Source organism: Micromonospora sp. NPDC003241 (assembly GCF_053589795.1).
The window spans coordinates 12,420-31,700 of the sequence record NZ_JBSFSO010000053.1 but is presented as its reverse complement, the minus strand read 5'-3'; the positions used below and the strand labels follow the sequence as shown (position 1 = coordinate 31,700).

Genomic DNA, 19,281 nt, shown 5'->3' with positions numbered 1-19,281 from the left:
CACATTCGATTGATGGATGCGCCCTTCCTGGTGTTCTGGGACCAAGATCAGTCAAGTTGGCTGCATCTAGCACTCCTTGACCGGTGGTCAAGTCTCAAACGTCCAGCCGGAATGCCTGCCGAATAGTTCGCACGCTGGATCAAGGCGGCGCCGGCCCGGCCCGCCAGCGAACCTCCGGCCGGCCGCACTTGGGACGACCAAGCCCTTGACGAACTCGGGGCTCCGCCCCGAACTCCGGCCCGACTGCCCGACTGCCCAACGGGGAAACTAGGACCGTTAACGTCTACCCGCCAGACCGTTCCTTCCGGAGGTACTGTCGGATTTCCGCCCCGAGGGCGCTCGCCGCGGCCAGCGTGAAGAGGCTCCGCACCACCAAGCCCACTCCGAATGATCCCCGGCTCAGGTGATCGTCGACATTGGCGGCGCCGAAGAGCATCAGTCCGGCGCGCATCAGCGTCTCGCGCCGATGACGACGGGCAGGGGCACCTTCCACCCCTACCTCGGGATCTCGCCGGACGTCCGTTCATCCATAGCGGTCAGGGTAGACCCACGCCCCTGACTGCGACGAGAGGCGACGAGGCATGGCACGGTCCCCGGCGAGAACGTCCCCCTCCCATGAAGGACCCGAACACCGACCTCGTGGCGAGATCGCCGAGAGTGTCAGCGTCCGGAAGCTAGGCGGGAACCACACGGTGTGCGCGATGGTGGTCGGCATGCCGTCGACTAACGGCCTGATCTTGGGGATAGCGAGCGTGACGTGCGTGGACGGTGCGTCCTGGGGGTCAAGGGGCGGCCTTGTTAGTCGTTGCACACCGTGTCGGCGTACCGGGCGAACTCCTCAGGCGTGTGAAGCGCGGCGACGTAGCCGCCGGGCTCCCCGCCCTTCCATCGCTTGGTGAGGATTACGGCGGAGCCCGTCTGGCCGCGCAGTTCGCCGATCCGGAACGGAAAGTCCTCCACGGCGCCACCGTCCTTGTTCCAGGCGCGCAGGTCGTAGATCTGGGTGTCGTCTAAGGTGGGCGGTGCCAGCTTCGTCTGCCATCCGGCCGCTGGGTCGAGCAGCACGACTTCCTCTGTGGTGCGGGCGCTATGGCCGGGATCCCGCTCTAGCTCGATTACCTTGTCGGTGACCCCACCGTCGTCTCTGCCGACGTAGAGAGTAATCGCGTCGGTCCCGGCCTTACCCCGGCACCAGTCGAATACCCCGACCAGTCGGCCATCGGCGTCCAGTCGCACCCCGACCGCGCCCTCGGTGACCGCGCTGCAGCCGGTCAGCCCGGCCAGCATCAACGCGCAGATCAGTACCAGCATCCCTGTCCGTCGCATCCCGTCAGCGTGAGCATCGACGGTCACCAGGTGATCACAGCAAGAGTTCGGCTTGACGACGTCGAGGCTCTTTGCGTACGGATGGGTGCTGACGATCAACGGCGGTCAGCCCGACGCGACAGCTACCGTGGCGGCGCTGTTCAAGCCAGGTCATCGCCCGCGTCCACACTCGGGTTGGGGTCAGCTCCCGGGGACCAGGAAGGGACCACACGGTGTGCGCGATGGCGGATAGCACACCGTTGACCACGCGGCCTGATCTTGGCGATGGTGTGCGTGGCGTGCGCGGACGTGTGGCGAAGCCTCCCGGGGCACGTTGAGGCTGGCTGGCGCTGCTGGACCAGCGTTCACGGGGTACGGACTGACGGCAGCTAAAGCCCGGACGGCTGCGGCGAAAGCCAATCCCGGTGCTGTGTCTTCAGGGCGTCCCGGTGCTCTCCGGTCGACAGAACGACATCAGCTCCACCGTCGTAGGGGTGATACAGCCAACGAAGATCAGTCGGCGCGAGGATCACGTTTGCCAGTTCATCGTCGGCGACAGCCCTCAACAGGACGTCAAGCACGTCCGGTCGCCAGGAGATCGTCTCGGCGTAGAGCTGGGTATAGGCGCGGCACTCAGGCTCTTCCTCGAGGTCTTCCAGCAGGGTCTGCCAGTGCCATGCCGACGGCGCGACCTCCGAACGCCTCGGCCACATCTGAGGTGTGGTCGCCTGGCCCTCTGTCCACTCGCTGGTGATTACGATGAGGACAGCACCCGGATCAAGCTTCGACAGCACCGTATTGTGCCGGTCAAGCATGATCCTGTACTCGCCCTCATTGACTGCGTACCGCGCCGATCCCGGCAGGCTGTGAAACCTCACCCACCGATCCGGGTAACGACCAGGAAGCCAGTGAGCGAAGGGAGGGCACTCGGGCCAACGCTGCTCCCACCGTTCGGTCAAGGCCGCTGGGTTCAGTTCTTGGCTCCGTGTCACGGCAACCTCAGGTGCGCGGAGAGCAGAAGAGATAGAAGAAATTCGAAGCCCTGACCGCGTTTCCGCTGGTCAGGGCTTCTCTTCTGTCGGGACGGCCGGATTCGAACCGACGACCCCTTGACCCCCAGTCAAGTGCGCTACCAAACTGCGCCACGTCCCGATGCTCCCGCGTCGTCCTGCCCGCGACAGCCGGTACAGCTTAGCGCAGCTTCCCCTCTCCGCCGCACAGCCCCCTCCCCACTGTCGTGACCACCCCCACCACCCCTAGAGCGTCCTAGGAGGGTGGGGTGTGGGTCAGCCGTGGGCCTTGCCTCGGCCGCCGGGGCCGAGCTTCTTGCGGGGGCGTACCGAGATCTCGATGGGGCTGCCCTCGAAGCCGAACTCCTCGCGGAGCTTGCGTTCCACGAAGCGCTGGTAGCCGGCGTCGAGCGGGCCGGTGGTGAAGAGCACGAAGCGCGGCGGGGCGACCCCGGCCTGGGTGGCGAACAGGATGCGGGGGGCCCGTCCCCCGCGTACCGGGTGCGGGGTGGCCTGCACCAGGGCGGTGAGCCACGCGTTGAGCTGCGCGGTGGGGATCCGGGTCTCCCAGCTCGCCAGCGCCCGGTGCAGGGAGGCGGCGAGCTTGTCGACTGCCCGTCCGGTCATCGCGGACAGGTTCAGCCGGATCGCCCACGGGATGCGGCGCAGTTCCCGGTCGATCTCCTTGTCCAGGTAGTACCGGCGGTCGGCGTCGACCAGGTCCCACTTGTTGAAGGCGATCACGAGTGCCCGACCGGCCTCGGTGACCATGGTCAGGATGCGCTGGTCCTGCTCGCTGATCGGCTCGCTGGAGTCGAGCAGCACCACCGCCACCTCGGCCGCCTCGATCGCCGAGGCGGTCCGCAGGCTGGCGTAGTACTCGGTGCCGCTGGCCTTGCCGACCCGCTTGCGCAGGCCGGCGGTGTCCACCAGGTGCCAGGTGTCGCCGCCGATGGTGACCAGGCTGTCGACCGGGTCGACGGTGGTGCCGGCGACGGCGTCGACCACCGCGCGTTCCTCGCCGGAGAAGCGGTTCAGCAGGCTGGACTTGCCGACGTTGGGCCGACCGACCAGGGCGACCCGACGCGGGCCGCGCGGGCGGTTCTCCACGATCTTCGGCGCTTCGGGCAGCGCGTCCATGATGGCGTCGAGCAGGTCACCGGAGCCTCGGCCGTGCAGGGCCGAGACCGGGTGCGGCTCGCCGAGGCCGAGCGACCACAGCGAGGTGGCCTCCAGCTCGATGTTGCTGTTGTCGGCCTTGTTGGCCACCAGGATGACCGGCTTGGCGCTGCGCCGCAGCATCTTCACCGCCGCCTCGTCGACGTCGGTGGAGCCCACCGTCGCGTCGACCACGAAGACCACCACGTCGGCGGTGAACACGGCCGTCTCGGCCTGCGCGGCGATGGCCGCCGCCCGGTCCTTCGCGTCCGGTTCCCAGCCGCCGGTGTCCACCACGGTGAAGGTGCGACCGGACCACTGCGCGTCGTACGGGACGCGGTCGCGGGTCACGCCGGGTACGTCCTCGACGACCGCCTGTCGGCGACCGATGATCCGGTTGACCAGGGTGGACTTGCCGACGTTGGGGCGGCCCACCACGGCCACCACCGGCTGCGGACCGGTCGGCTCCTCGATGTCGAGGTCCGGCTCCCGCAGCTCCACCCAACCGTCGTTGTCAGTCACGCCCATGCCTCGTTTCGTTGGCCGGTGGCGGGAAACACCCACACCACCGTGCCGGATGGTCCGGTCGCCGGCAGAGCCGGCAGGTCGTCGCGCCCGGTCACGCCACGTTCCGCTCGGCGAGCAGCGCCCGCAGCTTCGCCACGACCTCGTCGATGCCCAGCTCGGTGGTGTCCAGCACCACGGCGTCGGGGGCCTGCGCGAGCGGGTCGGCCTTGCGGGTCGAGTCGATGTTGTCCCGCCGGGCCAGGTCGGCGGCGGTCGCCGCCACGTCGGAGGCGTCCTCGGCACTGCGACGCGCGGCACGGGCCGCCGCCGAGGCGGTGAGGTAGACCTTGAGGTCGGCGTCGGGGGCGACCACGGAACCGATGTCACGGCCCTCGACCACGATCCGGCCCGCCTTGGCGATCATCTCGCGCTGCCGGGCCACCAGCAGCGCCCGGACCGCCGGCACGGAGGCCACGGCGGACACGGCGGCGGTCACCTCGGGACCCCGGATCTCGGCCTCGACGCCGACGCCGTCGGCGGTCACGCCGTAGCCGGTGGGGTCGGTGCCGATCCGCAGGTCGACCTCGGCGGCGACCTTGCCGACCGCCTCGGCGTCGGTCAGGTCGACGCCGGAGCGCAGCACGGCCCAGGTGATCGCCCGGTACATCGCGCCGGTGTCGAGGTAGCGGGCGGTGAGGCTCGCCGCCAGCCGCCGGGAGACGGTGGACTTACCCGAACCGGACGGCCCGTCCACAGCGACCACACAGCGCCCGGTCGGTACGTTTTCCTCCACCGTCGTCCTCCTCAGCCCGTACCCCGCGATCCGCCGCATCGGCGGACGCGAGCGGTTGCCCACACAGCTTCCATCATGCCCGGCGCCGTGGCGCACGGCCCGCCGGCCCTGCCGGCCGCCAGGAGCCTACCGTCAGCGGTACCCGCGAGCGCGGGGTCAGTCACCCACACCCTTGAACAGGGCGGCGACCTCCGCGTTGGTCAGGCGCCGCGTGCGCCCGGGACGCAGGTCGCCGAGCCGGATCGGCCCGATGGAGGTACGCACCAGCCGGCTGACCGGGTGTCCGACCTCGTCGAGCAGGCGCCGCACGATGTGTTTGCGGCCTTCGTGCAGGGTCAGCTCCACCTGGGCGGTACGTCCCAGACTGCCCACCACCCGGAACGAGTCCACGGTGACCGGGCCGTCCTCCAGCTCGATACCGGCGGCCAGGCGCTTGCCGAGGTTGCGCGGGATCGGCCCGGCCACCTCACACAGGTACGTCTTGGCCACCCCGTAGGAAGGGTGCATCAGCCGGTGCGCCAGGGTCCCGTCGTTGGTGAGCAGCAGCAGGCCCTCGCTGTCCGCATCGAGCCGCCCGACGTGATAGACGCGCTGCTCGACCCGGTTGCCGACGAAGTCGGCGAGCGCGGTGCGCCCCTTCTCGTCGGCCATCGTGGAGACCACGCCGCGGGGCTTGTTCAACGCCAGGTACACCAGCCGGGTGTCGGCCACCAGCCGCTCACCGTCGACGTGGATGACGGCCTTGGTCGGGTCGACCTTGTCGCCGAGCTGGGCCACCCGCCCGTCGACCGTCACCCGCCGACGGAAGATCAGGTCTTCGCAGGCGCGTCGGGAACCGACCCCCGCCGCGGCGAGCACCTTCTGCAGGCGTTCCGGGCCGGTGTAGACGGGGGCGTCGGGGCGGGGGGTGCGGTCATCGCGCGGCATCAGCAAGCTCTTCTACGTCGTCGGGGAGGAACGGGGCCAGGGGCGGCAGGTCGTCGAGGCTGTTCAGGCCGAGCTTCTCCAGGAACATCGTGCTCGTCCGGTACAGATAGGCCCCGCTGTCCGACTCGATGCCGCACTCCTCGATCAGCCCACGGGTCACCAGGGTACGGATCACCCCGTCGCAGTTGACGCCCCGGATGGCCGATATCCGCGACCGGGTCACCGGCTGCCGGTACGCCACCACCGCGAGGGTCTCCAGCGCGGCCTGGGTCAGCCGGACCGACTGCCCGTCGAGCACGAACCGTTCCACGTAGGTGGCGTATTCCGGCCGGGTGTAGAGCCGCCACCCGCCGGCCGCCCGGCGCAGCTCGAACCCGTGCCCGGCGGCGGTGTAGCTCGCGGCGATCTCGTCCAGCATCGGCCCGACCCGCTCGGCGGGCTGTTCGAGGATCTGGGCCAGCATCAGCTCGCTGACCGGTTCGTCCACCACCAGCAGGATCGCCTCCAGCGCCCCGCGCAGTTCGGCGTCGTCGAGCACCGGCGGCGGCTCCGGCACCACCCGCGTCCGCCCGCCCCGCGGCCTCCGTCCCGCCCCCTCCTCCGCGATCTTGGTACGCGACCGCCCCTCCTGGGGCACTTCCGCACCAAGATCCGGAGCTGCCCCGGGTTCGGCGGTGAGTTCGGCGACAGCGGGTTCCGCGCGATCGGGTTCGGACTCGACGGGATCGGGAGTGGCCGGATCCGGGACGATGGATTCGGGGGCAGGGCGCTGCCAGGGCGGGATCCAGGCGGCGGCCTGGTCGGCCAGCGAGTCCCGGCGTTCCTCGTTGCTCATCCGGCGCGCTCCTCCGTCGTTACCGCCTCGTCCACCGGCGCACCCGACCCAGCCGGCGGCGCATCCGACCCGGCGGACGCCCCACCCAATGCGGGCGTCGGTGCACCGGGCCCGGGCCCGGTCGGTGTTCCGTCGGGGGCCGTCTCATCCGGGTTGCCGGCGTACTCGTCGATGGTCAGGGTCGGGCTGCCGTCGATGGGGCCGGTCCAGCGTACGGTCAGCTCCTCCAGCGCCTGTTCCTGCACGAAGGCCACCACGCCCTGCCGGTACAGCTCCAGCAGCGCCAGGAACCGGGCGACCACCTCGAGGGTGGCCTCGCAGTCGGCGCAGAGCAGCGAGAAGGTGGCGGTGCCGACGCGGCGCAGCCGCTCGCTGATGATCGCGGCGTGTTCCCGGACGCTGACCCGCACCATGTGCACGTGGGCGATGGAGACCTCGGGTATCGGCTTCGGGGTCATCGCCTTGACGGCGAGCTTGAGCAGTCGCTGCGGGCCGATGCCGAGCACCAGGTCGGGCAGGGCCTCGGCGTACCGGGCCTCCAGGGTGACCGCGCGCGGGTAGCGGCGTCCGCCGACCTCCTCCAGCACCGCGATGTGCGCCGCCGCCTCCTTGTACGCCTTGTACTGCAACAGTCGGGCGAAGAGCAGGTCCCGCGCCTCCAGCAGGGCGAGGTCCTCCTCGTTCTCCACCTCGGCCGAGGGCAGCAGCCGGGCCGCCTTGAGGTCGAGCAGGGTGGCGGCGATCAGCAGGAACTCGCTCGCCTCGTCCAGGTCCCAATCGTCACCCATGGCCCGGATGTACGCGATGAACTCGTCGGTCACCTGGTGCAGCGCGACCTCGGTGACGTCGAGCTTGTGCTTGCCGATCAGTTGCAGCAGCAGGTCGAACGGGCCGGTGAAGTTGTCCAGCCGGACCGTGAACTTGCCGGTGTCCGCAGCGTCGTCCGACACGACAGCCAGGTCCGCCACGACCGGCTCCGACACGACAGGCTCCGACACGACAGGGGACGCCTCCGGCGCGCCGAGGTCAGCCGCGGGCGGATGCTCCGGTGCGGCGGTCGGGTCGGCGGGCGGCGCGCTCACGCCGACGACCGTAGTCCACGGCCTGGACACCGATGGTTACCGGCCTACCGCTCCGCCTGCGCGGCGATCACCTCGCGGGCCAACTGACGGTAGTTGCGGGCCCCCGAGGAGGCCGGGTCGAGCGTGGTGATCGGAGCACCCGCGACCGTCGACTCGGGGAACTTCACCGTCTTGGTGATGACCGTCTGGTAGACCTTGTCGCCGAACGCCTCCACCACGCGCTGGAGCACCTGGCGGCAGTGCGTGGTGCGGCTGTCGTACATGGTGGCGAGGATGCCTTCGAGCTCCAGGTCGAAGTTGAGCCGCTCGCGCACCTTGTCGATGGTGTCCAGCAGCAGGGCGACACCGCGCAGGCTGAAGAACTCGCATTCCAGCGGGATGAGCACGCCGTGCGCCACGGTCAACGCGTTGATCGCCAGCAGGCCGAGTGACGGCTGGCAGTCGATCAGGATGTAGTCGTACTCCTTGCGGACGGTCCTGAGCACCCGGGCCAGGGCCATCTCGCGGGCGACCTCGTTGACGAGCTGTATCTCGGCGGCGGAGAGGTCGATGTTGGCGGGCAGCAGGTGCAGCCCGGCCACGTCGGTCTTGATCAGGACGTCCTCGGCGATGACGTCGTCCTGCATGAGCAGGTTGTAGACCGACAGGTCGAGGTTGTGCGGGTTGACGCCCAGCCCGACCGAGAGGGCGCCCTGCGGGTCGAAGTCGACCAGGAGCACCTTGCGGCCGTACTCGGCGAGCGCGGCGCCGAGGTTGATGGTGGTCGTGGTCTTGCCGACGCCACCCTTCTGGTTGGCCATCGCGATGATCCGCGCCGGGCCGTGCCGGTCGGTGGGCATCGGCTCGGGGATGGGCTTGCGCATCGTGTAGGCGGCCGGGTCGGCCGGACCCAGGTCCGAGCCGAGCGCGTTCTGCTGTTCGCGGAGCTCCGACGTCCAGGTCTCGGCACGGTCACCGTTGCCAGCCATGTCCTCAGTGCCCCCTCCCGACGACCATCTGGCGTCGGAGCCGCCCGACGTCCTTCGCGGCGCCGCTGCGCACCCCGGTCATCCCGCCGCCAGGCCGCGCCGATCCCGACTGTACGCCACCGACCAGCAGGGCGTTCACTACCCGCTCGGCGTGTCGGACGGTGGTACCGACCAGCGCCGTCCCGGCCCACGTCGACCAGCCAGGCCGGTGCCGTCCCGGCCCACGTCGACCAGCGTTGCGCGCTTCGACGTCAGTGCCGGGCGCGCGGGTGTGCGGTGGCGTAGACCTCACGCAGCCGGTCCACGGTCACCAGCGTGTAGACCTGGGTGGTGGTGACCGAGGCGTGACCGAGGAGTTCCTGCACCACCCGCACGTCGGCGCCGCCGTCGAGCAGATGGGTCGCGTACGAGTGTCGCAGGGTGTGCGGGGAGACCGCCTCCGGCCCGTCCACTGGCAGCCCGGCCCGGGCGGCGGCCCGGCGCAGCACGGTCCAGGCGCCCTGTCGGGTCAGCGGGCCGCCCCGGGCGTTCAGGAACACCTTCGGGGTGCCCCGGCCGGCGGTGACCAGTCCGGGCCGGGCGCGGACCAGGTAGGCGCCCAGCGCCCGTAGCGCGTGCCCGCCGACCGGCACCAGTCGGCTGCGTCCGCCCTTGCCGTGCAGCAGCACCACCCCGTCGTCGAGGTCCACGTCGTCCACGGCCGCGCCGATCGCCTCGGAGATGCGGGCGCCGGTGCCGTACAGGAACTCCAGCAGCGCCCGGTCGCGCAGCGCCAGCGGTGCCTGCTCCCCCGCCGCGTCCACCGGGCCGGCGGTCTCCAGCAGCCGGACCACCGCGTCGACCGGCAGGGCGCGGGGCAGTCGACGGGGTGGGGTGGGTGGGCGTACGTCACGGCTCGGGTCGGCCCCGGCCAGGCCCTCGCGCAGCGCGAAGCGGTGCAGGCCGCGCACGGCGCTGGCGGCGCGGGCGGCCGACGAGACCGCCAGCGGTGGACGGCCGTCGTCGCCGGTGCGCAGCCGGGCCAGGTGCCGTTCGATCTCGGCGGCCGAGACCCCGGCGAGGTCGTCCACCCCGGCGGCGGCCAGCGAGTCCAGGTAGCGGTCCAGGTCGCGGCGGTACGAGGCGAGGGTGTTCGCGGCCAGTCCGCGTTCGACGGTGAGGTGGTCGAGGTAGCCGCGCAGCGCACGACGCAGGGCCGGCGCCGGCTCGGGGCCGGCCCGTTCGTCGGTCGCTGTGCTCAGCGTTACCCCCTCAGGCCAGCGCCTCGGTGAGCGCGAGGGTGGGCAGGCCGTGCGCCTCGGCCACCGGGCCGTAGACGACCTGACCGGCGTGGGTGTTCAGGCCCAGGGCCAGTGCCGGGTCGCGCCGCGACGCCTCCCGCCAGCCGTGGTTGGCCAGTTCGAGGGCGTACGGCAGGGTGACGTTGGTCAGCGCGTAGGTGCTGGTGTTCGGCACCGCGCCGGGCATGTTCGCCACGCAGTAGAAGATCGATTCGTGCACCCGGTAGACCGGTTCGGCGTGCGTGGTCGGCCGCGAGTCCTCGAAGCAGCCGCCCTGGTCGATGGCGATGTCCACCAGCACGCTGCCGGGCTTCATCCGGGAGACCAACTCGTTGGAGATCAGCTTCGGTGCCTTGGCGCCGGGCACCAGCACCGCGCCGATGACCAGGTCCGCGTCGAGCACGGCCCGTTCGATCTCGTACGCGTTGGAGGCGACGGTCTGCAGGTGTCCACGGTAGATCGCGTCGGCCTGCCGCAACCGGCCGACGTTCTTGTCCAGCAGCAGCACCTCGGATTGCAGGCCCAGCGCGATCGCGGCGGCGTTCATGCCGGAGACCCCGGCACCGATGACCACGGTCTTCGCCGCGTACACGCCGGAGACGCCGCCGGGCAGCACGCCCCGACCGCCACCGGTCCGCATCAGATAGAACGCGCCGACCTGCGGGGCGAGCCGGCCGGCCACCTCGGACATCGGGGCGAGCAGCGGCAGGGAGCGGTCCGGCAGCTCGACCGTCTCGTACGCGATGCCGGTGACCTTGCGGTCGAGCAGCGCCTGGGTGCAGTCCCGCGAGGCGGCCAGGTGCAGGTAGGTGAAGAGGACCTGCCCCTCGCGCATCCGGTGGTACTCCTCGGCGACCGGCTCCTTCACCTTGAGCACCAGGTCCGCGGCGTCCCACACCTCGTCGGCGGTGTCCAGGATCTTGGCGCCGGCGGCGGTGAACTCCTCGTCGGTGATGCTGGACCCGACCCCGGCACCGGCCTCGACGAAGACCTGGTGGCCGCCGCGGGTGAACTCGTTGACGCCCGCGGGCGTGATCGCCACCCGGTACTCGTGGTTCTTGACCTCGCGTGGGATGCCGACCTTCACGATGCAGACCCTCTCTCCGGGGACCGCTCTCCCCCGACTGGGCGGTGCCGCGGCGGCCCCTTTGCCGCTACGGTCGACCGGTCCCGTGGGCGGCAGTTTAGGCGTACCCGTCCGTCGAGGGAGCCTGCACCATGACATCCGGTGGCCGCGAACCCTGACGATGTGTCAGGTGTACGGGCAGCCCACCGGCTGGTTCCTCCTCAGCCGACAGGACAATATTGGTCGTCATCGTCCCACGTGGTGCCTACCGGTGCGGACAGCGTCGGTGTGGATCACTATCGTGTCGCCTCATGACTACTCCCCCCTATCAGCCCGGGTACCCCCAGGGCGTTTCCGACAAGAGCAAGGTCATCGCCGGTGTCCTGCAGATCCTGCTGGGCGGCTTCGGCGTCGGCCGGTTCTACATGGGTGACACCAAGACCGGTGTCATCCAGCTCATCGTCACGCTGGTGACCTGCGGTATCGGCAGCCTCTGGGGTCTGATCGACGGCATCCTGATCCTGGTCAACGGTGGCGTCGACGGACAGGGTCGCCCGCTGCGCGACTGATCCGGCATGCGAACAGGGGCCGCGCGGTGATCCGCGCGGCCCCTGTCGTCGTGGTCCGGGTCAGCCCGGCAGCGGGGTGTCCGCCCGGCGCAGCACCGACCAGCCGGCGTCGCGGGCGCGGGCGGCGGCCAGCAGCCCGGCCACGCACGGTCCGTTGGTGATCTCTCCGGCCAGCACCATGCCGACCGCCTCGTCCAGGTCGATCCGGACGATCTGGAGGTCGGCCTCCTCGTCGTGCCGGTCGTGTCGCTGCTCCACCGGCACCTCGCCGAGGTCCCGGGCCAGGAAGACCCGGACCAGCTCGTCGGTGAACCCGGGCGAGCTGTGCACGTCGACCAGCACGTCGAGCCGACCGGCGGTCAGGTCGACCTCCTCGGCCAGTTCCCGCGCCGCGGTCACCGCCGGGTCCTCGCCGGTGACGTCGGTCAGCCCGGCCGGCAGCTCCCACAGCCGCCGACCGACCGGCTGGCGGTACTGCCGGATCAGCACCACCTGGCCGGCGTCGTCCAACGCCACCACGGCCACCGCACCGACGTGCCGGACCAGGTCACGCGGGGCCGTCCCGCCGCCGGGCATGCTCACCTGCTCGGTGACCACGTCGAAGATCCGACCGCGATACTGCACCTCGCGGGAGAGCACCTCGTAACGGTGCTCGACCGCCCTGCCGGCGTCGCTCACGACGCCGAGGGCACCGTCGGGGCGGTGCCGTTGCGCGCGGCCCGCTCGGCACCGTCCAGGTCGACCGGAAGCTGGTCGGCCTGCGAGTACGCCACCGCCGCCTGGACGAACGCGGCGAACAGCGGGTGCGGCCGGGTGGGGCGGCTCTTCAGCTCCGGGTGGGCCTGGGTGGCCACGAAGAACGGGTGCAGCTCGCGGTCCAGCTCGACGAACTCGACCAGCCGCCCGTCCGGCGAGGTGCCCGAGATCCGCAGTCCGGCCTTGGCGAGCTGGTCCCGGTAGGCGTTGTTCACCTCGTACCGGTGCCGGTGCCGCTCGCTGACCTCGGTGCTGCCGTACGCCTCGGCGACGATCGAGCCCTCGGCGAGCGCCGCCGGGTACGCGCCCAGCCGCATGGTGCCGCCCAGGTCGCCCTTGCCGGCCACGATGTCCTCCTGGTCGGCCATGGTGGCGATGACCGGGTGCACGGCCTCGGAGTCGAACTCCACGGAGTTGGCGCCGTCCAGCCCGGCCAGGTGCCGGGCCACCTCGATGGTCATGCACTGCAGACCGAGGCAGAGCCCGAGCAGCGGGACGCCGTTCTCCCGCGCGTACCGGGCGGTGCCGATCTTGCCCTCGATCCCCCGGACGCCGAACCCGCCGGGGATGACGATGCCGTCGACGCCGGCCAGGGCCGCCGCCGCGCCCGCCGGAGTGACGCAGTCGTCGCTGGGCACCCAGCGCAACTGCACCCGGGCCCGGTTGCCGAAGCCCGCCGCCCGGATCGCCTCGCTGACCGACAGGTACGCGTCCGGCAGGTCGACGTACTTGCCGACCAGCGCCACGGTGACCGTGCGTCGGGGCTGGTGCACTCGCTCCAGCAGGTCGTCCCAGCCCTCCCAGTCCACGTCCCGGAAGGAGAGCCCGAGCCGGCGCACCACGTACGCGTCGAGCCCCTCCCGGTGCAGCACCTTGGGGATGTCGTAGATGCTGGGCGCGTCCGGGGCCGCGATGACCGCCTCGGCGTCGACGTCGCAGTAGAGCGACAGCTTGTGCTTGAGCTTGTCCGGGATCTCCCGGTCCGAGCGGCAGACGATGGCGTCGGGCTGGATACCGATGTTGCGCAGTTGCGCCACCGAGTGCTGGGTCGGCTTGGTCTTCAGCTCGCCCGAGGGCGCCAGGTACGGCACCAGCGAGACGTGCAGATAGAAGCAGTTGTCCCGGCCCAGGTCGTGACGCACCTGCCGGATCGCCTCCAGGAACGGCAGCGACTCGATGTCGCCGACCGTGCCGCCCACCTCGGTGATCACCACGTCCGGGGTACGGCCGTCGTCGTCCGGGTCGGCCATCGCCAGGATCCGCGACTTGATCTCGTTGGTGATGTGCGGGATCACCTGGACGGTGTCGCCCAGGTACTCCCCGCGCCGCTCCTTGGCGATCACGTCCGAGTAGATCTGGCCGGTGGTGACGTTCGCCTTGCCGGACAGGGCCCGGTCCAGGAAGCGCTCGTAGTGACCGACGTCCAGGTCGGTCTCGGCGCCGTCCTCGGTCACGAACACCTCGCCGTGCTGGAACGGGTTCATGGTGCCGGGGTCGACGTTCAGGTACGGGTCGAGCTTCTGCATCACCACGCGCAGTCCCCGCGCGGTGAGCAGATTGCCGAGGCTGGAGGCGGTCAGCCCCTTACCCAGCGAGGAGGCGACGCCCCCGGTGACGAAAATGTGCCTGGTCGTCCGTGCTGAAGGGGCCAAGGCCTGCTCCCGTGTCGTCCGTCGCGGTCGTGCAGACCGCCGAGCCGATCAGCGAAGTGATCACGCGATCCACGGGATTCCACGGTAACACCTCGCCTGAGGCACTCCCGGGCCGCACCCGAGGTACGGCCCCCGGGGTCACCCGGTCGCGACCTCGGTCGACGACCGTACCGCCCGGCCACGCCCGCGTTCACCCTCGGTACCGGCCCCGGCGGTGTCCTCGGCGGGAGCACGCGTGGCCCCCGCATCGCCCGAGGCCGCCGTACCGCCCGGGGTGCCCGCGTCGCCTGCGGTGCCCGCGTCGCCCACGCGGTCGTCGGACCGGATGACGTCGGACGGCCGGTCGGTGGCCGGCCGCGTACGGTCCGCCGCGTGGTCGAGCACCCGCAGCGCGGACAGCGCCGCCATGGGCACCACCACGGCCGCCGCGGCCCCGGCCACGTCCAGCGCCGCCGCGCTCAGCACCCCGCCGATGCCGACCGCCACGCCGGTGCCCGCCATCGCCGCCCGGATCGCCGGATAGATGCCGAACAGCCGCATCAGCCCGCCCCACGGCTGGAGCAGCGCGAACCAGACCAGCAACGCGCCGGCCAGTGCCAGCACGGTCAGCGGGCTGTTCAGCAGGGTGTCGATGTTCGAGGCGCTGGACCGCTGTACGGTCAGCCCGCCGGTGCCGTCGCCGAGCGCCGCGAGGAACCGGCCCAGGCTGCCGCGATCGGCCGCTGGACGGCCCAGGTCCACCACCGCGAACCCGACCATCACCGCCAGCCCGGCCATCGTCGCCCAGGCCAACCGGGTCAGCGTCAGCCAGCCGCCCGCGCTGATCGCCGCCGCGACGCTCACCCCGGCGGTCAACGCGATCGCACCGATCGAGTCGGCACCCAGGTACGCGCTGCCGACCACCACCACGGCGGCGCCGCCCACCACCACCATCACCATCGGGCGCCACGCCCGGCGTACCTGCTGGGCGAGCCAGCCACCGGTCAGCAGCGCACCGGCCACGAACACCCCGAGTCCCACGGTGCCCAGCCCGGCGTACCGGCCGCCCTCCAGCGCGGAGTACCCGATCACGCCGTTGAGCTGGAGCCGGGCCCCGGTGACCACGTCCAGGCCGACGGCCAGCGTGGTGAGTCCGGCCACCGCGCCGAGCGGCCCCAACGTGGTGCCGTACCCCGGCGTCAGCCGCACCAGCAACGTCGCCGCCGCCAGCAACACCACGGTCAGCCCGGCGAACGAGGCCGCCGGGTACACGTTGCGCCACCACGGCACCGCCTCGGCGAGCAGGGCCGCCGGGATGGCCAGCGCCGCCGCCACCAGCAGCAGCTCCACCACCGCCACCACCCGCCGGGACACCGGCTTCGGTCCGTACGGCCCGGCGTGCCGACGGGCCCGACGCAGCAGCGGCAACACCGCCAGGGCGAGCGCCACCTGCACGGCGGCCAGCAGCGTGAAGAACCCACCCGCCACCTGCCGCTGCGCGGCGGACTCCCGGTCCGCGTCGGCGGGCTCGGCGATCGCCGCCGCCAGATCGGCCGGACGGCCACCGACCGACTCGGCGGGCCGACCGAGGAACGGCCGGTCCGGCATCGGTCGGCCCAGGGCCGCCAACGCGGTCGGCGCCAGGTCGATCAGTTGCAGGTAGCCCTGCCGCCCGGTGCTGGGCGAGGTCAGCCAGCCCTCCTCCCAGCCGGGACCGTCGGCGACGGCCACGTGCAGCCGGGAGGGCCGCTCGGTGTCGGAGACCCCGGCCACGATCACCAGGGACCGCGGCGGCCGGCCGGCCAGCACCCGGGCCAACTGCGCGTCGGCCGCACGGGCCGCCGCCGACCGGGACGCCTCGTCCTCGCCCTCGACGGTGCCGAGGTCGACGATGCTGAGCACGCAGGAACCGAGCAGCTCGGCCGGGTCCTCCGGCAGCGTCGGCGCGTACCGGTCGACCCGGCCGAACGGCCGCGCGGCGGCCACCGCCGCACCCGGGCCGACCGCCACCGAGCAGCGCACCGACTCCGACAGCGCGCCGGGCACCGTGCCCCACGGCAGCCGCTCCTGGTTACGCAGCACCACGCTCTCCTGCTGCGGCAGGTTCGCGCCGATGCCGTCGGGCTGGTCCACCGTCACGTCCACGGGCGGACACAGGCCGTCGGTCGGGCCCCCGCCCCAGGCGGCGAAGCCGCCCGCGCCGAGCGTCAGCCATCCGTCCACCGGGCAGGTCGGCCGGTACACCGACCGCACCGACAACGAACCGATCGAGCCGTCCTGCGCCATCCGCCACAGCGTCGGCGTGCGCTGCGCGTCCACGTCCTCCCACCGCAGCCCGGCCACCCCGACCAACACCACGTAGTCGGCGCTCTGCCGGGGCGGCGGGCTCTCCGGACGGGCCGCCAGCACGGTCACGCCGAGCGCCACCACGACCAGGGTCAGCAGGATCGGTGCGATTCGGCGCAGCATCACCGGCGTCCCGTCGACGGCGTGTCGGCGTCGGGCGTCGCCGGCCCCGCCGGGCCCGGCCTCAGCTCGGCGTAGAGCGCGACCAACTGGGCCACGGTCTGCGCCTCGGTGGGCCACGTCTCGGCCCGCACGGCACCCTGACGGCCCAGTTCGGCCCGGCGCTGCGCATCGTCGAGCAGATCACCGACCGCCGCGTCGACCGCGTCGACGTCGCCCGGCGGCACCAGCACCGCAGCGTCCCCGACCAGATCCGGCAGGCCACCCACCGCGGTCGCCACCAGCGGTACGCCGGCCCGCAGCGCCTCCTGCGCGAACAGTTGGCGGGCCTCCCAGTCGCTGGTCACCACCGCCAGGTCCGCCCCGGCCAGCAGGTCGCCCACGTCGGTGCGGTGCCCGAGCAACGTCACCGGAGCCCGCGCGGCACTGATCCGGGCGGCCAACGGCAGGTACGCCGGACCACTCCCGGCGATCACCACGACCGGCGGCGGAACCCGCTCCCGCCACCGAGCGGCGGCGTCCACCAGCACGTCGTACCGCTTCTGCGGATGCAGCCGACCGACCGAGAGGATCAACGGCTGGTCGGCGGACACCCCGAACTCGGCCCGGACGGCGGCCCGGCCCCGGCGCGGCGCGGGCAACTCGGGAGCGGCCACCGGGGCGAGCCGGGCATCCCCGGCGCCGAGCCCGACGGCCCGGGCCACCAGGTCGGCGGAGGCCCCGAGCGTCACCCGGGCCCCCCGGGCCACCATCTTCTCGGCCCACCGGGACAGACTGCCCCGCAACCCACCGGCGAGCACCGCGTTGTGCCAGGTGACCACCAGCGGGGCGGCCGGGCGGGCGATCACCGCGACCAACCCGGCACGCAGCCCGTGCGCGTGCACCACGGCGACCTGCTCGCCGGCCAGCGCCCGACGCAACGCGGTGATCGCGCGGACGTCACCCGGCGTCGGACTGGCCGGGATCTCCACCGGCGCGAACCGGGCCCCGGCCCCGACGAAGTCGAACTGGTCCTGGGTCGCCGCCGGCCCGCAGACCAGCACCGACTCACCGGCCGCCGTCAGCCCACGGGCCACGGCCCGGACATGCTGCCCGACCCCACCGGTGCTGGAGGCGAGTACCAGCACCACCGTGCCCCACCGGGCATCCGCACCCCTCGCGCTCACCGGTTACGCCCTCCGTTCGCGACTGCGGGGCTCGCAAGCTCACTCCTCGCGCTCACCGGACCAGCCTTCCGTTCGCGACTGCGGGGCTCGCAAGCTCACTCCTCGCGCTCACCGGTCACGCCCTCCGTTCGCGCCGCTTGCCTTTCCGTCCGCTGGCCCGCCCCTGCTCCGGGTCCGGCGGAGGCGTCGACGCAATCCGGTCAGCAGTGGCCGCAGGTCCCGCCGGTCGACCAGCCAGACCACGCCGAGGAAGACGACGACGACCAGGACTCCGGACAGCATGCCCTGCACGAGTGCCGCCGACCCCGTCGGGGTCCCGCCCAGCCAGCCGAGCAGCACCAGCGCCGCGAGGGCCGCCGTCACACCCGCCGACACCCCGGCCACACCGGCGCGTACGGCACCGGCCAGCGCCGCCCGACCGGCCGCGCGCCGCACGGCCACCAGCAGCAGCCCACCCAGCAGCAACATGCCGGCCGAGTTGGCCAGGGCGACGGCGAGCACCCGGTCGGCCGTCGGGAGCAGTGCCGCCAACGGCAGCGTACCGAGCGTGACCGCCAGCCAACCGGCACTGATGGCGACGGTGGCCTCCCGGGTCGCGCCGCGCGCATACAGGGCCCGGGACAGGACCGCGAACAGCCCGTACCCGAGCAGTCCCGGCGCGAACCCGGCCACCGCCGTGGCGGTGGCGGAGGCGTCCAACGGGAAGAACCGGCCGATCGGACCGGCCACCCCGACCAGCGCCGCCGCGCCGAGGCAACTGGAGAGCAGCACCGCGCGCACCGTCCCGGACAGGGTGTCGCGGTAACCGTCCTCGTCGCCGCCGGCCGCCGTCTCGGCCAACGTCGGGTACGCGGCCGTGGCCAGCGGCACCGCCAACACCGCCCAGGGCAGCAGGTAGAACGTCTGCGCCAGGTTGAACACCTGCGGGGCCTCGGTCCGGCCGCCGGAGATCTGATAGAGGATCACCAGCGTGGCCACCTGCTGGGCGGTGACGGTGACCACGCCGGCGGTGACCAGACCACCCACCCGCGCCCGCGCGTCGGCCGGGAAGCCGTACCCGGGACGCAACCGCAGGCGTAGCCGCCGCAACGGGATCAGCAGCGACAGCGACAGCACCACCACACCGAGCGTGGTGCCGCCGGACAGGATCAGCTCGGCGCCTCGGCCCGCCTGCGCCACGCTCGCCCCGGTACCGGCCACGGCGGCGAAGACGAGGTACGCCACGATCACCGTCAGGCTGGACAGCAGCGGCGCGATCACCGGCCAGGCGAAGCGGCGGTGCGCCTGGAGCACACCGGTCAGCACGATGCCGATGCCGTACAGCGGCACCTGCGGCGCGAAGACCCGCAACATCCGGGCCCCGGCCGCCAACTCCTCCGGGCTACGGCTGTGGAACACCGACACGATCTGCTCGGCGCCCAGGGCCACCAGCACCGCCAACGGCACCAGCAGCGTCACCGTCCAGGTGAGCAACGCGCTCGTGGTCGCCGCCACGGCCCGCCGGTCCCCCGCCGCGACCGCACCGGCCAGCAGCGGTACGACCAGGCTGGCCAGCGCCCCACCAGCCACGATCTCGAAGATGATGTTGGGGACGGTGTTCGCGATCACGTACATCGCGCCCAGGTCGCTGTCCTGCACCACCCAGGTGAAGACGGCGGTACGGCCGAACCCGGCCAGCCGACTGACCACGGTGAGTACGGCGATCAGCGCGGCTGCCCCGGCCACCCGGCCGGCGCCGGCGAGGGGTGCCGGTCTGGTCACG

16 protein-coding genes and 1 tRNA gene are annotated in these 19,281 nt (G+C 72.1%); 1 reads left to right on the top strand and 16 read right to left on the bottom strand.

The annotated features are described in order from the left end of the window. Positions 1 to 798: 798 nt before the first annotated feature. The 11 genes from ACWDVW_RS28600 to ald form a co-directional block, all read right to left on the bottom strand. Positions 799 to 1,311 carry a hypothetical protein gene (locus tag ACWDVW_RS28600; protein ID WP_449954952.1) on the bottom strand — a complete coding sequence of 171 codons (513 nt, stop codon included), beginning with the start codon at positions 1,309 to 1,311 and terminating at the stop codon, positions 799 to 801. Positions 1,312 to 1,694: 383 nt separating this feature from the next. Continuing rightward, entirely contained in the window at positions 1,695 to 2,297 is a 603-nt protein-coding gene (locus ACWDVW_RS28595) for a DUF3885 domain-containing protein (RefSeq protein ID WP_449954911.1), read from the bottom strand. An 86-nt stretch (positions 2,298 to 2,383) separates the two neighbouring features. Then, positions 2,384 to 2,457 (bottom strand) — tRNA-Pro (locus ACWDVW_RS28590). Positions 2,458 to 2,591: 134 nt separating this feature from the next. Then, positions 2,592 to 4,001: a ribosome biogenesis GTPase Der gene (gene der / locus ACWDVW_RS28585; protein WP_449954908.1), complete on the bottom strand. Its 1,410-nt coding sequence runs from the start codon at positions 3,999 to 4,001 to the stop codon at positions 2,592 to 2,594. Positions 4,002 to 4,092: 91 nt separating this feature from the next. Beyond that, on the bottom strand, positions 4,093 to 4,773 hold the full coding sequence (gene cmk / locus ACWDVW_RS28580; RefSeq protein ID WP_449954905.1) for a (d)CMP kinase: 681 nt from the start codon (positions 4,771 to 4,773) through the stop codon (positions 4,093 to 4,095). Between the two features lie 156 nt (positions 4,774 to 4,929). Beyond that, positions 4,930 to 5,700: a pseudouridine synthase gene (locus tag ACWDVW_RS28575; protein WP_350700406.1), complete on the bottom strand. Its 771-nt coding sequence runs from the start codon at positions 5,698 to 5,700 to the stop codon at positions 4,930 to 4,932. Further along, positions 5,687 to 6,535, bottom strand: a complete 849-nt coding sequence (scpB, locus tag ACWDVW_RS28570; protein ID WP_449954902.1) for an SMC-Scp complex subunit ScpB — start codon at positions 6,533 to 6,535, stop codon at positions 5,687 to 5,689. The genes ACWDVW_RS28575 and scpB overlap by 14 nt, the downstream gene beginning before the upstream one ends. Then, a complete protein-coding gene (locus ACWDVW_RS28565; protein WP_449954899.1) occupies positions 6,532 to 7,617 on the bottom strand; it encodes a segregation and condensation protein A in 1,086 nt (361 codons plus the stop codon). The genes scpB and ACWDVW_RS28565 overlap by 4 nt, the downstream gene beginning before the upstream one ends. 44 nt (positions 7,618 to 7,661) lie before the next feature. After that, positions 7,662 to 8,585, bottom strand: coding sequence for a ParA family protein (locus tag ACWDVW_RS28560; RefSeq protein WP_449954896.1), 924 nt, complete (start codon positions 8,583 to 8,585; stop codon positions 7,662 to 7,664). Between the two features lie 251 nt (positions 8,586 to 8,836). Continuing rightward, positions 8,837 to 9,826: a tyrosine recombinase gene (locus ACWDVW_RS28555; RefSeq protein WP_449954950.1), complete on the bottom strand. Its 990-nt coding sequence runs from the start codon at positions 9,824 to 9,826 to the stop codon at positions 8,837 to 8,839. A gap of 10 nt (positions 9,827 to 9,836) precedes the next feature. Beyond that, the gene (gene ald, locus ACWDVW_RS28550; protein WP_350700401.1) at positions 9,837 to 10,952 is read right to left on the bottom strand and encodes an alanine dehydrogenase; all 1,116 of its coding nucleotides are present in this window, start codon (positions 10,950 to 10,952) and stop codon (positions 9,837 to 9,839) included. 215 nt (positions 10,953 to 11,167) lie between these two features. Here ald and ACWDVW_RS28545 point away from each other — a divergent pair, with 215 nt between their 5' ends. Continuing rightward, complete coding sequence (locus ACWDVW_RS28545; protein WP_449954947.1) at positions 11,168 to 11,500, top strand: TM2 domain-containing protein; 333 nt, start codon at positions 11,168 to 11,170, stop codon at positions 11,498 to 11,500. Positions 11,501 to 11,560: 60 nt separating this feature from the next. Here ACWDVW_RS28545 and ACWDVW_RS28540 read toward each other — a convergent pair whose 3' ends face one another. From ACWDVW_RS28540 to murJ, 5 genes are all read right to left on the bottom strand, one after another. Next, a complete protein-coding gene (locus tag ACWDVW_RS28540) occupies positions 11,561 to 12,178 on the bottom strand; it encodes an NUDIX domain-containing protein (protein ID WP_449954893.1) in 618 nt (205 codons plus the stop codon). Further along, entirely contained in the window at positions 12,175 to 13,908 is a 1,734-nt protein-coding gene (locus ACWDVW_RS28535) for a CTP synthase (protein ID WP_396752522.1), read from the bottom strand. The genes ACWDVW_RS28540 and ACWDVW_RS28535 overlap by 4 nt, the downstream gene beginning before the upstream one ends. 138 nt (positions 13,909 to 14,046) lie before the next feature. Next, a complete protein-coding gene (locus ACWDVW_RS28530) occupies positions 14,047 to 16,356 on the bottom strand; it encodes a hypothetical protein (protein WP_449954890.1) in 2,310 nt (769 codons plus the stop codon). Beyond that, the gene (locus tag ACWDVW_RS28525; protein WP_449954887.1) at positions 16,356 to 17,519 is read right to left on the bottom strand and encodes a glycosyltransferase family 4 protein; all 1,164 of its coding nucleotides are present in this window, start codon (positions 17,517 to 17,519) and stop codon (positions 16,356 to 16,358) included. Before ACWDVW_RS28525 ends, ACWDVW_RS28530 begins: the two co-directional genes overlap by 1 nt. Positions 17,520 to 17,627: 108 nt before the next feature. Further along, on the bottom strand, positions 17,628 to 19,280 hold the full coding sequence (gene murJ / locus ACWDVW_RS28520) for a murein biosynthesis integral membrane protein MurJ (RefSeq protein ID WP_449954885.1): 1,653 nt from the start codon (positions 19,278 to 19,280) through the stop codon (positions 17,628 to 17,630). Position 19,281: the final 1 nt, after the last annotated feature.